This is a genomic window from Nitrosomonas communis, from assembly GCF_900114745.1.
Taxonomy (GTDB): domain Bacteria; phylum Pseudomonadota; class Gammaproteobacteria; order Burkholderiales; family Nitrosomonadaceae; genus Nitrosomonas; species Nitrosomonas communis_A.
Genome location: NZ_FOUB01000079.1, coordinates 1 through 13,857 on the forward strand (window position 1 = coordinate 1; position 13,857 = coordinate 13,857).

The window sequence follows — 13,857 nt, forward strand, 5'->3', positions numbered from 1 at the left end:
TCGTGATTCTGGTGATGACATCGTTCTTCCTTGTAAAAAGTTCAAGGATAGCGATCATGTATCTGGGTGTTAATGTGGAAGGGTTGGAGGCTTACCTTCTAATATTAGATAACGAGCAAGCATTCCTAAAAATGTGTTTCATTATATGAAGTGGGCAGCAAACTGACAATGACCGTTAGAACCGATTAAGGTGTAAATATTGGGGTGGTTTTAAGGAAGAGATCAAGCGCTTTGGATTAATTTCAAAGGTCATCGATATATTCACTCTATTGCATAGCCACGGCTAGGGTAATAATCCTCTATTAGAAAATCTTCCTAATGGAAAATCTGCTTTTTTTAGAAAACCTTTTTTAGAAAACCAGGTGATACCGTGGTCAACCGCTATAGTTTAGCGGCCATGGAAGCGGAGAGGTTAGGGAATGTGTTCCATATATATACACTTGGCCGTAATGTTCCATACTAACAAGTAAATTCTGGATCAATTTCTAACTGATCTGAGTAAAAAGAGGTAATAATTTTGTTCCTGATAATAAATTAATGTGAAATCGTTTTGGAAAAGACATTAATGATCAGGACACCTGCAACGATCAGCAATAAGCCAATAATTGCTGGTATATCGAGGGGTTGTTCTAAAAAAAGCCACCCGATAATTGCGATGAGTACCACCCCAACCCCTGACCAGATAGCGTAGGCGATACCTACCGGGATTGTTTTGAGTGTAAGGGATAAAAGGTAAAAAGCCAGTAAATATCCGACCACGACGATCAGCGATGGCCAAAAGCGAGTAAATCCTTCTGTTGCCTTGAGGGATGAGGTAGCAATCACTTCGCTCAGGATAGCGAGTGAAAGAAAAATCCATTGTTGCATTGATATGATTCCATGAAGATAAGGATTAATTCCATTTCTAAATCAAAACTGATTTTGTCGGCTTCACCTTGCCATATTATTTATACTATCTGCGGCTCGCCTTCGCGTCATTTTTGATTTGGAAATGGAATAAAAGGTCGTTTAGTTGATGTGCTTGAGTACAGTGAGGGCTGAGCGGAGTCCTCCTTCAATGAAGCCTTGAAAATCAGAATAAGCTTCGCCGCAGATATGAATATTCCTCCGGGAAACTGAATCAGCTACACCAAAACTTGCAACCGCAGCGATTGACTGATCAACGAGTATCCCTGGCTTCCAGACATGACACCCTGCTTCGAAGGGCTCTTTGCCCTAGTCACGGATGCCGAAACAGGTAATGGCCTGTGCCTGTGCTTTCCGTTCTTTTGGGCTGAGGCTTGCAGGATGCGGGGTTAAGTATTTCAGATATTGTTCGATAAGTCGCTCGTCCTGATTAATTTCTGCTTTCTGATGAGGTTCATTTCTAACAAAAAATTTCCAATAATTCATGAAAGGTTCATCTCCATAAACCATTACCATCCCCCGTTTTTCATCACTTTCTTCGCGATAGTAGTAATGGAGCTCACGGGCTGGAATGGACGAGGCACGGGTTTGTGGTTTGGTTTTAGCATTCCACCAGGGGGTTTTCGTGACAAAAAAACACTTCATCAGAGGAACAGGTATGACCGCGTCAATGATACGTCCGATGTCTTCTGGAAAAAAAGGCAAAAGTTTTTTTAAAGGACTCTGCGGAACCGCTAGCACGAGGTGGCGAGTGCGTACAGTTATGTTTTCGTGATTGTGCGTTTCCAAAATCAATCTGAGATGATTATTTTCATCTTGATGAATAGCGTTCAAGCAATGGTTCCTGTAGAGGTGAATCGATGGATATTGAGGTAAGGACAAAAATTTTACTAACTCAGTAACTAGTGCCTCAGTTCCCTGTTTGATGCCGACCAGTTCGTCTTCTGGATGCAATCCTCTTAACCAGAAATTAATCCACTCTGCGGCAGAAGGATTATCATGGATCAGGTGGTAAAATGTGCCATATTCAATAATTTTTTTTAATGCATTATGGCTCAATACTTCACTCAATACATTCCAGAAGCCGGTTTGGCAAAGCGGAATTCCATTAAAAGTAAGCTCATTTCTGACGCGGTGATAGAAGACTTCATCCAGGTCAGCCCACCATTCCCAGTGTCGTGTATCTCGCGGGTTGTTTAAATCACCACTACTTTGTCCTAGAACACGCCAATATGCCCAGACTTAAAAGCTCAAGCGCATTAAATTGGTGTCCATGAGAAATACGGCCTTCATCTTTTTCCAAATCAAAGAGCGCTTCCAGATTAGTGGCTGGGGTATAGGGCGGAAAATAACATGTTGCCAGTTTTAATTCCTGGATAAGGCTCATAAGAAGCGGTTGACCTTTTTTCTCAAAGCGCATGGGACCAAATTCTGCCAGGAACCCATCCATCTCGATGGTCTCGATGCGTCCACCAAATCGCTCAGATTTTTCGAAGAGGGCTATTTTATGCCCAGGTCCTTTCTGCTTAAGTAATTGATAACAAGTGTAAAGACCGGTAATTCCTCCCCCGATAATGACGGTATCCAGCTGCATCGAATCGCTCATCATTTTCTCCTTTTTTCGTGTGGTGATCAGATGGTGTTTCTAGCGCATCATGCTCTTCAAAAATTCCTCCTGTTTACTTTTGCGTCCAGGGTATCTAGTATATGATTCTAAGCAAAATAAGAAGAGAAAAGCTTTAATCATAAGTTGACCTCGTACAAGTCAATTGTTACCGAACTATAATTTACTTTACTTAAAAGGAAATATTATGTCTGTACTCGTCACATGTCCTGCACCTGATTTTACTAAACCTGCTGTCTTACCTGATGGCAGTTTTGATGAGAATTTTAATTTCCATACCCATATCCGTAACAAATACGCCGTTTTGTTTTTCTATCCGCTGGACTTTACTTTCGTCTGCCCCTCGGAAATCATTGCGCATTCCCATCGGGCGAAGGATTTCCAGCAACGTAATGTGGAAGTAATTGGTGTCTCAGTTGATTCCCACTTCACGCATTACGCCTGGCGTAACACACCTATCACCAAGGGTGGGCTTGGTCCTATCGATATCACCCTAGTGGCTGATTTAGGCGGCGAAGTCATGAATGCTTATGGTGTCACCCATCCCAATCATGTTGCGCTACGTGGCTCTTTCTTGATCGATAAACAAGGTATTGTACGTCACCAGGTAGTCAATGATCTGCCACTCGGGCGCGATGTTGATGAGATGCTGCGCATGGTTGACGCCTTGCGCTTCCATGAAGAGCATGGTGAAGTTTGCCCCGCTGGCTGGAAAAGCGGACAACCTGGCATGAAAGCAAGTCCTGAAGGAGTGGCAGAATACCTCAGCAGCCACGGGGACAAATTGTAAGGCCGAATCAACTCCTCCACGGTCGATTTTTAATAAGGAGGTTGTGAAAAATTCAAAGCGAACGGCCCAAGCGTATGGTGGAAGGAACGTAAAAGTGAAATTAAGAGTCTCATAAGTTTGGTTAAAATGAAACTTGACTAAAACTTCGCTTTTGACAACCTCAGAGCTGAAAGGAGGAACATATGAGTTTAGATAAAGATAAAGCTGTCGCCTTATTGAATCAAATCATGGAACTCGAGCTGGCCGGCGTGATACGATATACTCACTATGCCTTAATGGTATACGGTTATAACCGTATACCCATCGTGGAGTGGTTAAACAAGCAAGCTGAAGAAGGGCTGTTGCATGCGCGAAAGGCGGGAGAAATGGTCACCTTGTTGGGAGGACATCCTTCATTTGCCATCGGTCCATTGCTGGAGACACATCTGCACGATACCAACACCGCCTGCTCGATCCCGATCAGCAATATCCTGCAAGAATCCCTTTCTAACGAAGATGAGTCGCTCAAGCTCTATTATCAACTGCTGGAACTGGCTCAGGGTAAATCTGTCTTGGTGGAGGAGTATGCGCGCAGCCAGATTGTGGCAGAAGAAATGCATACCGATGTAGTCAAAAAAATGCTGCGTCAACCTTGTGAAGCAGGGAAATAGATACGATTTGTGAGTGTGGAACACATGATCTCAATGGGATTGTCGAAGTCTCGTGCTGGCGGAATTGCGTTGAGGTCGTGTTTCAGTGGAGCGTAGGCTATTGCATTTTATGCAGTAATGCCTTTCTTCATGAAGATAAAGTCAATATGTTTTCAGTCGTGGCTAGAGATCAAAGGAGGTGCTATATTCTCACAATCACGCTTTTCATTCACGGAAATCGGGAAGTTTTGTCGATTTCGTTCCAGAACGCATTAGTATGATCACGATGATGTAAAGGCATGAATGACGGGATAATTGACCACTTTGGGAATAGCCAACATGTACTTCCAGTTGAAGTTCAGGCAACCATCAACTGAGCAGGTTGCAAACCGATAACTTTTTCCTTCACTTATTACAGCAGTTGGAAATACGCTTACTTCTAGTGCGAAGTATAAGCAATGCATTGTTTAATTCGAGCCATCTTCCTGTATGAATAGAAGCATTTTAAATACCTGTGTGGCGGCAGTCTCACTGGTTGGATTCAAGCTCACATCTTGATAAATTATCGTCCAGTTCCTCAGTTTAATTCTGCCAGTTGGGTTAAAAAAGGGTTTTAGACGAATTGGGTCAGATATTGCGTGCTCCACATCTTAATTCATGTAGCCACAAGAATGGACGCTCATTACCGCCCTTAAGGTATATACTCACGATATCCTCAGCATTTCGTTTCCCATCTGCGCCAGATTGTAATAGGTTTTTCAACACCGTCTGTATCGCTTCTTCCGGGAAGTCAGAAGAAGTACCTTCTAACAGTTTTCGCCATATCTCATAGGCTTCTTGTGGCTGCGCCTTGCTTGTCCTTGCGATCATTTCCAAGAGATGATGTGAGTTGTAATCCTCTCCCGCATAGACGGCCACTGTGAGAATTAATCGTTTGTTCACGTTATTAACTTCATCAATGAATACTGACTAGGTGCATAGCTTTGTTGCGAGCTTCCTACCATCTCGGCTAGATATATCAATGATGTCTAAAAGGCACGGCCATAATTCAAAAACCTTACTCTTTAATTTGGTATCCCGTTTTTTCTGAGAGTCCAGATAAACCATATCAGCTGGCTGAGCTCACTGAGTTTCCTTCGCTCCACTAGCTTATGTATAAGACTTGACGATTCTTCAAGCTTCTCAAAGCTATTGATGAAGGCAATAGCAATATTTTGAATAACCTTTTCTGCAACTCGCTCTTTTAGATGCTCGTCACCGAGGGCACGAATAAAATGGCCTTGTTTCTTTAAATGGTCGTAGATTTCTTCATACACTGTATTAACATACGCATAGCCATTTTTGGTAGTTCTCTTGATCGAAAATTCTGTCCAAATTACTTAGAACCCACTTCTTCGACATGTAAAGAAAATTTGGAAGGTAGTTAACCACTAGCGTCGCGAACTCATATTCACCTTTATTCGCTCGCAAAAGTTCTGACTCATAGGTAGGCTCTAGCTTCTTCCAGATCTCAATATGTTCATCTTTGTGTCTATTGGTCAAGCGACAGGTTCTCAGGCTAAGGTTGATGAACGCCTCGATGCATTTTCCCCGTGGGCTATTTATAGAAATCAACACAGCGTCGCTATCTAGCTTAAATACTTCTCCTTTTTCTTTCTCAAGAAGAATAAGAATTATCAAGCGTGCTTGTTCAAGGTATTTTTCTGAAAACGCATGTTCGTCAGATCTCGTGCCATTCTCGATTAGGCGTGCGATGCTTCCTACTACCCAATACCTGTTTGCCACAAAATGATTTCTCTCCTGCGAGTTCTCTGCAGACCAGAACTTTCCTGTTTTATGATGATTTCACAAAAACCAAGCAGGTGCTGCCATATTTCATCCCATAGTAGCTGGGTTTTCTCTATCCATAATTCACCATAAGCCTCTAGTACTTGATAAACATATGCCAGATCAAGGCCAGCAAACTTATGTAAGTGCATAAAGTACCGAACTGGCCCAGCTTTCACTACCTGCGCGTAACGCCTTAGTCAATCCTTCAAGTCCAGGCTCACGGAAATTACCGAGATCTTTATAAGATTCGAGTCGTTTGACTAATATATCCACTTCCATGGATAGCAAATCGTCTTCCGGGATCGGTGATTTGTGATCTACCCAACCAACAGTCATATAGCTAGAAAAATCTGGATGCTCAGGCTCACCACCTATTATATTGATACACTCCTGATAAAGCTCAGACTCGTCATCACCGTATTCATTGATAGCTTTTAACCAAATGGCTCGTTCGTACGCAGACGCACCTTCGCTTTGCAGATTGTTCTCACTCGTTTCGACAAGACCGATAATCGTTTTTCGTACCACCACTTTCTCTAGTTCAGAAAATTGTGGGTAATGGTTATGTAATAGATGCCACAGCTCGTGGCGGAAATTGCTTGTGAAATATGGTTCTACCAGTACTTGCTTAATCAGTTCATCTAACTTTTGGTAATGTTGATCAATAGCATAGATTGCAATGCGTCTGATAGTTTCAAAAGGGCATTCCAATAGCTCATCGACATAGATTTTGGCTGCTTCTGGCGCTTTGCTAATGAAGGCCAACAACGCATCTCGCATTCCCTCAACAAGGGTGTTTACAGCATCATCGGCTGTATGATTCTGCTCATGATCTTCAATGGCTGATCTCCATAAGGATGACCATTTATCGTTTTCTAGCTCCTTAATAAATAAGGTAATCTCCCGGCTATGCCGGGGGACTATTAAAGGTTTGACCGTGTGATACGGTCACCGTGATTCTTTTAGCTTGATCAAGAGCTAGGAGAATCAAATGAGAGATTATCAGAGTTTGACGCATACGACATGGGACTGTAAGTACCATGTCGTATTTATTCCGAAAAGAAGGAAGAAAGTGATATTCGGAATGATACGAAAACACCTTGGAAAGGTATTGCGCGAATTAGCGGAGCAGAAAAACTACCAAATAGTAGAAGGGCACCTGATGCCTGATCATGTACATATGTGCATCAGTATTCCCCCGAAGTATTCGGTATCTTACGTAGTAGGGTATATCAAAGGGAAAAGTGCAATATCGATAGCGCGGAAGTTTATGGGGAGATCTAGAAATTTCACGGGTGAAAATTTTTGGGCACGTGGTTATTTTGTATCCACGGTAGGATTAGATGAAGAGATGGTCAGAGAATATATCCAGCACCAAGAGAAAGAGGATGAGCACTATGATCAGCTCAAGCTTGGTATGTGATGCCACCTTTAGGTGGCTCCAATTCTTGCCCCTTTGAGGGGCTAACAGTAATAAGCCTCCGGCTTTGCCGGAGGTAATTTAACTTCAATAAAGCCATAGCTAGCGCAGGATAGGATTTTTTGACACCCAGTTATCAATCAGCTCGCATAGCTCATCAGGATGAGTAGCCGGTAACCAGTGTTCGGAGTCAACCGTGGCGAATTCCACTTGCGGTAATTGCTGCAAAAGGGTCTGGGTTTGTTCCGGATCAGCAATACTACGCCCACCTGACTGGATGACGAGGGCAGGGCAGCGCACCTCAGCAATGGGCAAGGGGCGCATAATCTCGATCAGGTTATTAAGGTACTGCGCTGTCGGGATGACTTTGAGGTCATGCTTGGGGCTGCCATAGTCTGCCAGCATGGTTTGCAGCTCGGCTGGGCTTGCTTCATGTACGCGGCGATCCAGTACCTGCAGATCTAATGTGCCGAGTTGGCGTCGATAGAGACCAAGTCGGTTAAGTAGTTTAATCAATGACACAGCGACTCGCAGCAGTGGTATGAATGGCCGCAGTCGAGCCAGAATGCCGGTGACTGCTTCACGGGCCATCGGTTCAATCAGTACTAGGCCAGCGCACATGTCGGGATAGCGCGCGGCGAAGTTGAGGGCAATATTAGCACCAAGGCAATGGCCGACAACGATCGCATGTGGCTGACGTTCGTGCTGCAGCAATGCGGCAATATCCTGGCTCCAATCTTCGAGTCGTGCTGGCCCGCGGCACATTGATTCGCCATGCCCTCGCAAATCTGGGCGCAACAACAAATGATCAGCAGTCAGGCGGCTGTGCTGGGTGAAATACCACCAGCGAGTGGAGTTGCTCGCAGCACCATGCAGCAACACCAGTGGTGTGGCAGGGGGATTACTTTGCAAGTTTTGTGCTGGTATCCATCTCCGATAGCTGAGTTTGGTACCATCTTCACCTTGAAAATAAAGTTTTTCGTCCATATGCAGCCGTCCCGTTTTTTCCAAGCGATGCTGGACCATACGGTGGTAAAGCGAGGACAACCAGGGACGAATCACGGGTAGACCGATTACCCAGGCGAGTGGTTTGAGTAACGGCACACGCGACATCAGCAAAATATAAGCATCCAGTTCAGAAACGACCCGTTGATTCTCATCGAGCACATGTAGCTCACTCAAGGCTTTGCGCGGATCGATACCGATTTCGCGCAAATAATCATCCTGCCCGGTGATATCGAACCAGCAGATATCTTTCCCCTCTTTTCCTGCCAGTCTTTCATAGTTTTGCCGATCCTTGATGCAAGCAGGGCAGGCGCCGTCGTAATAGACGGTGATTTTTTTCTTTTGCTCACTCATCATCCATCCTCTGATAAAAAGTCATCTCTAGAAAGCTGTTCCAACATAACATTAACAAAAATGCCGTTCAATCTGAGCTCGTCGAAGGCCAATGCTAATTGCTTAGCAGTGCGGCGAGTCACCGCGAGCGGTTAAGGTTTTACTGGGATGATCCGTTAGTCAGTTATGAAAACAGGTTTAAGGCAAGTTTCCTGGAATGAAAATTACTTTTTACCATAATATAGATTGAGTAGGAGAGCAGAAAAATGAATTTCTGGCATTTAGCTACCACAGAAGAGAAGCGCCATCAATTTTGTTTCTTGATCAATCGGTACCGTTTACTGAATCCGCCACTTCATCGAAACGAATGAGGAGATAATCATGGCTGTTCCCTTGCCCAATGCAGATCAGATTCGTGAGGCTGCAAAAGAAGTAGGTGTCTTTCTGACAGATGAGGATGTTAGGTCCTACAGAGCGCTCATCGCGCCTCACATTAGTGCTTATAATTTGGTTGATGCTTTGCCTGATGCTTTGCCACTAGTTAAATACCCTCGTACTCCCGGCCACGCTCCATCAGTAGAAGATAATTCTCATAATGCCTGGTATGTTAAGACCTCCATTAAAGGTGCATCCACTGGCCCTTTAAAAGGTAAGAGAGTCGCAGTCAAGGATAATGTCATGGTGGCTGGCGTACCCATGATGAATGGCAGTTCCATTCTCGAAGGTTATATACCAGATATTGATGCAACGGTCGTGACCCGATTGCTCGATGCCGGTGCTGAGATCGTAGGTAAAACGCATTGTGAGTCTTACTGCATTTCTGGTGGAAGCCATACGTGTGCCAAGGGGCCAGTCCATAATCCGCACAAGAAGGGATATTCCGCTGGCGGATCTTCTTCCGGCAGCGCAGTAGTGGTGGCGCTAGGAGAAGCTGATATGGCAATCGGTGGAGACCAAGGCGGCTCAATCCGAATGCCCTCTTCTTGGTCAGGCATTTACGGTATGAAACCAACCTATGGTCTCGTGCCTTATACCGGTATCATGCCGATTGAGATTTTCGTCGATCATGCCGGTCCGATGACAGCAAACGTGGCGGATAATGCACTGATGCTGGAGGTGATCGCTGGTGTGGATGGTTACGACTCCCGCCAATTTGGTACAACAGCAAAGATCGAGTATTCACAGGGACTTGATGGCGGCGTCAAAGGCATGAAAATTGCCGTAGTGAAGGAAGGATTTGCTCGGCCGGAGTCAGAAGCAGCATCGGATACAAAAGTGAAAAAAGCTGCCAAATTGTTGCAAAAACTTGGCGTCCAAATAGATGAAGTATCGATTCCTTGTCATCTGATTGCCCCCGCGATATGGACGCCCATTGGTGTGGAAGGGATTACGCAAACGATGATGTTTGGCAATGGTTATGGTCTGTCACGCTCTGATTTGTATATCACTAGCTTAATCAGTAAATTACATGGTTGGCAGCGACGCGCTAATGAATTGTCCGAAACAACCAAATTATTGACTGTGCTTGGCAGCTATATTAAGAAGTATCATGGCACGTATTATTATGGTAAGGCCATTAACCTGACGCGTCGGTTGACGGCTGCTTATGATGCTGTCTTGAATGAGTATGATTTGCTGCTGATGCCAACTATGCCCATGAAAGCAACCAAACTGCCAACTGCTGAAGCGAGCAGGGAAGAATATGTGGCCAGAGCCATAGAGCAGATTGGCAATACCTGCCCTTTTAATATTAGTCATCATCCAGCGATGAGCATACCGTGCGGCATAGTAGAGGGGCTGCCCATCGGCTTGATGCTGGTTGGCAAGCATTTTGACGAAGTCACAATTTATCAAGCAGCTTATGCATTCGAACAAGCCGCAGACTGGAAAGAAATGTGATGATTTGTCAAAGCTACTTTCTCGCCAAGTTGTCACCTGCTTTGACGCAGGCTTATGCGCACGAGCGACTGTCATCGCTGTTCGTATAGCTTCGCCGCACGCAAGAAACGCAATTTATGGGTAGGCTTGATTTATAAGGGATAAAAATTGTATGCACATGCATTATTGCCCGCCCATTTATTATTCCCTAGCATCAAGGTGTAATTCCATTTCCAAATCAAAAATGACGCGAAGATGAGCCGCAGACAGTATAAATAATACGGCAAGGTGAAGCCGACAAAGTCAGTTTTGATTTAGAAATGGAGTCACATTGGCCAGCATCATAATTGCGGTAAGTGGATAAATAAGGAGGAAAGGTAATGTCTGTGACGCGCCGTGAATTTTTGTTAAGTGCCACATGGACTGCCGTTGCCGGCGCTGCACTACCGCTGGCTGCAACAGGGAGTAACCACGCGGCCAGTACATTTGATTCTCATGACTGGTCTTCCGTGCGTGCGCAATTCAACTTATCACCTGACTACATTCATCTGGCGAGTTTCTACATTGCATCGCATCCACGGCCAGTACGCGAAGCCATCGAAAAATACCGTAAAGCGATAGACGAAAATCCGTACTTGATTGTCAAGCAAGGAAGATTTGAAATGGCCACACGGATTTGTGAAGCAGCAGCTGCGTACTCGGGCGGTAAGGCGAATGAATATGCTATTACGCCGAACACCACCACCGGCCTTGCGCTGGTTTATAACGGGCTGCTGCTCAAGCGTGGACAGGAAATCCTTACTACAGTGCATGACCATTACGCACACCACGAATCTATTCGCTTTGCTACAGAAAGGAACGGCGCCTCCTGGCGGCGCATTGCATTGTTTGAGCAATCCTCTACTGCAACGGAGGATGAGATTATCGGACGCCTGGTGAAAGCCATTCAACCCAATACCCGTATGGTTGGCATTACCTGGGTCCATTCCAGTAGTGGCATACGCTTGCCGGTGCGTAAGATAGCAGATGCGCTTGGAGAAATAAATCGCCACCGTGATAATAATGACCGTATCTTGCTAGTGGTTGATGGTGTGCATGGCTATGGCGCGGTAGATGAATCCCTACCGGAGCTGGGCTGTGATTTTTTGGCAGCCGGCACGCACAAATGGCTATTTGCGCCACGCGGTACCGGTATTGTCTGGGCACGTGATGCCGCTTGGGCCCAAATCCGCCCGACTATACCAAGCTTTATCAGCCACGAACTCATCGAAGCATGGTTGAAGGGTAAGGTGCTGAAGGGACCCACCCGGGCGGACTGGGTTTCACCTGGTGGATTTTTTGCTTATGAACATCAGTGGGCGATGGCGGATGCCTTCCAATTTCACAAGGCTATCAGCCGTGCACGTATCGCTGCGCGCATTGCTGATCTCAACAGCTTATGCAGGGAAGGGCTGGCGAAGATCCCGCGCGTAACGTTGCACACGCCACGCGATAACCAGCTTGCAGCTGGCATTATCTGCTTTGAGGTAACTGGCATGACACCGGAAGCGGTAGTCGACAAATTGCTTGAACGACATATTATTGCAAGCGTGACGCCGTACGCTAAGCCGTATGCGCGTATTGCATTTGGCATCATGAATACCCCTGAGGAAGTAACCGTTGTTTTGCAAGCGATTGCAGATTTGAGCGACAAATGATAGCATCCGTTACCCTATACTACTTGTGATCAACGAGAGATAGAGAAATACTGTAAAAGTACTGCGTTAATGCCAGAGTACAGTATTGCTAAACAGTTTCTATGCTATCAAGCACAATCAGTTCACGTGTCGCGCGCGTCATGGCGACATAGAGTAGGCAGGCTTCTTCTTCATTGCTTATACCTGTTTCAGCTTGCATGTTTGCCCCGGGAATAGCAACCAGAGGGAATTCCAGTCCTTTGCTGCTGTGGAAAGTCAACAGTTTGACCGTATTCTGCTTGTCGCTAAATTGAATGGTGTCTTTCCAGTTAAAGGGAATGGCAGCACTAGTGAGCGCATCTTTGATTGTCTTGCCTACTGGAGATCCCAGTGACGATAAAGAATCGCCATATCCTTCCAGGGCATGCCATCTTTATGGGCAGCTTTTAGTTGTTCAGCGGTATATCTAGCCTGCTCCTGAAGACTCGGTAATTTGATCCATAAAGGCTCAGGTCCTTTGCGTCCGGCAGAAATCGGCATCAGACGCGGTGCACTGTCCTCGTCAGCTTCGGTAGGAGCGAGCAGTTGCCTGGCAAATTGACCAGCAAATTGAAGAATTTCCTGGGTATTGCGGTAATTGATTTTGAGAATGGTGGTTCGCCCTTGTGCCTGGATACCAACACTCTTAAAGCTAAAGTTGCGCTTTTCTACAGAATGGTAAATAGATTGAGCATCATCATAAAGAACCAGTAGTGAATTCGTGCGTGGATCAACCATCTGGACTATCAGTTTGAGCCATTCAGGACGGAAATCATGGCCTTCGTCGATTAACACTGCTTCGTACTGGCCAGAAGGAATAAGTTTGTTATCTACTGCGCGGATAATTTGATTTACCATGTCATCCCAATAGCCATCGCGTTTAACGTCCCCTGCAGGCAAGCCCACGTTATAAGCTGTGAGTTGTCGGTGACACCAGGCATGGAAAGTGAGTACATTGACTTTATCTGCAATTTCTTTTTGTTGTACCCAGTGTTCAATGCGTTTAGCAAGCACCTTATTGTAACAAAGGACCAAAATTGGTTTGGTACAATCCTTGGCGAGATGTTTTGCACGGTAACCGAGTATCAGCGTCTTGCCAGAGCCCGCCACACCATGGATGACACGGTGGCCTTCACCAAGGCTACGCGCAAGCCGTTCCTGCTGTAAATCCATGATCTGCAAGATACTCGGCTGTTCGGTTGCGGTTGTTTCAGCGCCATCAAATAGCTCACCCTGTTTTGCCGGTATCCGGATTTCAGGAAACATATGCCAGCGTATTCGATCGATCTGCGGCAGGCTAAGACTGCCATAACCTCCGAGAGTAAACATGTCCAACAGATGTTTCTTGAACACTTCTATCTCCACCGATTCGGTCATTTCATCCTGACAAATGACACGACATGGTTCTAGGGTCTGTTGACATTTCACATAGGTAGCCACAGATATCCACACGCTATGGCTACCATACTCTCGTAATTTCGCTTCAGTTTGTCGTATCGCGTTGCTATTGCCCGATACTGCTTTAGCCTGGCAAAAGCATTCTCCACCCAATGCCGGTATTGATATAAACCCCAATCCATATCTGCATTACCCTTCAACGAGTTGCGCTTTCTCGGTATCACAGCCTGAACCCCCTTCTTCGTTATCTGTTCCCGTAACCATTCGCTGTCATAGCCCTTGTCCGCAACTATTGTTTTTGCGTCAGGCAACCTGGCAATCAAATCAGG

General features: G+C 45.5%; 16 protein-coding genes. 5 read left to right on the forward strand and 11 right to left on the reverse strand.

What is annotated here, in order from left to right:
* Window positions 1–534 precede the first annotated feature (534 nt).
* From BM122_RS18000 to BM122_RS18010, 3 genes are all read right to left on the reverse strand, one after another.
* A complete protein-coding gene (locus tag BM122_RS18000; RefSeq protein ID WP_074906933.1) occupies window positions 535–867 on the reverse strand; it encodes a DMT family transporter in 333 nt (110 codons plus the stop codon).
* Window positions 868–1,215: 348 nt separating this feature from the next.
* The gene (locus tag BM122_RS18005) at window positions 1,216–1,977 is read right to left on the reverse strand and encodes an FAD-dependent oxidoreductase (RefSeq protein ID WP_074906934.1); all 762 of its coding nucleotides are present in this window, start codon (window positions 1,975–1,977) and stop codon (window positions 1,216–1,218) included.
* 136 nt (window positions 1,978–2,113) lie between these two features.
* Window positions 2,114–2,542: an FAD-dependent oxidoreductase gene (locus BM122_RS18010; RefSeq protein WP_371264948.1), complete on the reverse strand. Its 429-nt coding sequence runs from the start codon at window positions 2,540–2,542 to the stop codon at window positions 2,114–2,116.
* Window positions 2,543–2,717: 175 nt separating this feature from the next.
* On the opposite strand from BM122_RS18010, the gene BM122_RS18015 reads away from it, so the two are divergent.
* The gene (locus BM122_RS18015) at window positions 2,718–3,320 is read left to right on the forward strand and encodes a peroxiredoxin (protein ID WP_074906936.1); all 603 of its coding nucleotides are present in this window, start codon (window positions 2,718–2,720) and stop codon (window positions 3,318–3,320) included.
* 182 nt (window positions 3,321–3,502) lie between these two features.
* The gene (locus tag BM122_RS18020; RefSeq protein WP_074906937.1) at window positions 3,503–3,970 is read left to right on the forward strand and encodes a ferritin-like domain-containing protein; all 468 of its coding nucleotides are present in this window, start codon (window positions 3,503–3,505) and stop codon (window positions 3,968–3,970) included.
* Window positions 3,971–4,576: 606 nt separating this feature from the next.
* On the opposite strand, the gene BM122_RS18025 is transcribed toward BM122_RS18020, so the two are convergent.
* From BM122_RS18025 to BM122_RS18045, 4 genes are all read right to left on the reverse strand, one after another.
* Window positions 4,577–4,891, reverse strand: coding sequence for a hypothetical protein (locus BM122_RS18025; RefSeq protein ID WP_074906938.1), 315 nt, complete (start codon window positions 4,889–4,891; stop codon window positions 4,577–4,579).
* 122 nt (window positions 4,892–5,013) lie between these two features.
* Entirely contained in the window at window positions 5,014–5,265 is a 252-nt protein-coding gene (locus BM122_RS18030; protein WP_074906939.1) for a hypothetical protein, read from the reverse strand.
* Window positions 5,266–5,712: 447 nt separating this feature from the next.
* Window positions 5,713–5,928 carry a hypothetical protein gene (locus tag BM122_RS18040; protein WP_074906941.1) on the reverse strand — a complete coding sequence of 72 codons (216 nt, stop codon included), beginning with the start codon at window positions 5,926–5,928 and terminating at the stop codon, window positions 5,713–5,715.
* The gene (locus tag BM122_RS18045; protein WP_143083520.1) at window positions 5,915–6,547 is read right to left on the reverse strand and encodes a hypothetical protein; all 633 of its coding nucleotides are present in this window, start codon (window positions 6,545–6,547) and stop codon (window positions 5,915–5,917) included. The genes BM122_RS18040 and BM122_RS18045 overlap by 14 nt, the downstream gene beginning before the upstream one ends.
* Before the next feature lie 223 nt (window positions 6,548–6,770).
* Between BM122_RS18045 and tnpA the strand changes: the two genes are divergently transcribed.
* Window positions 6,771–7,202, forward strand: a complete 432-nt coding sequence (gene tnpA, locus BM122_RS18050) for an IS200/IS605 family transposase (RefSeq protein WP_074906943.1) — start codon at window positions 6,771–6,773, stop codon at window positions 7,200–7,202.
* Between the two features lie 99 nt (window positions 7,203–7,301).
* Here the strand turns inward: tnpA and BM122_RS21865 are convergent, their stop codons facing one another.
* On the reverse strand, window positions 7,302–8,561 hold the full coding sequence (locus BM122_RS21865) for an alpha/beta fold hydrolase (protein ID WP_083398586.1): 1,260 nt from the start codon (window positions 8,559–8,561) through the stop codon (window positions 7,302–7,304).
* Between the two features lie 357 nt (window positions 8,562–8,918).
* On the opposite strand from BM122_RS21865, the gene BM122_RS18065 reads away from it, so the two are divergent.
* Together BM122_RS18065 and BM122_RS18070 are read left to right on the forward strand one after the other, a co-directional pair.
* Entirely contained in the window at window positions 8,919–10,436 is a 1,518-nt protein-coding gene (locus tag BM122_RS18065) for an amidase (RefSeq protein WP_074906944.1), read from the forward strand.
* 359 nt (window positions 10,437–10,795) lie between these two features.
* Window positions 10,796–12,112 carry an aminotransferase class V-fold PLP-dependent enzyme gene (locus BM122_RS18070; protein WP_074906945.1) on the forward strand — a complete coding sequence of 439 codons (1,317 nt, stop codon included), beginning with the start codon at window positions 10,796–10,798 and terminating at the stop codon, window positions 12,110–12,112.
* 88 nt (window positions 12,113–12,200) lie between these two features.
* Here BM122_RS18070 and BM122_RS25460 read toward each other — a convergent pair whose 3' ends face one another.
* The 3 genes from BM122_RS25460 to BM122_RS18085 form a co-directional block, all read right to left on the reverse strand.
* The gene (locus BM122_RS25460; protein WP_256212187.1) at window positions 12,201–12,371 is read right to left on the reverse strand and encodes a 3'-5' exonuclease; all 171 of its coding nucleotides are present in this window, start codon (window positions 12,369–12,371) and stop codon (window positions 12,201–12,203) included.
* A 95-nt stretch (window positions 12,372–12,466) separates the two neighbouring features.
* Window positions 12,467–13,558, reverse strand: a complete 1,092-nt coding sequence (locus BM122_RS18080; protein WP_218152147.1) for a DEAD/DEAH box helicase — start codon at window positions 13,556–13,558, stop codon at window positions 12,467–12,469.
* Window positions 13,555–13,857: transposase (locus BM122_RS18085; RefSeq protein WP_143083271.1), on the reverse strand; the 303-nt coding region annotated here is incomplete at its 5' end. The genes BM122_RS18085 and BM122_RS18080, both read right to left, overlap by 4 nt.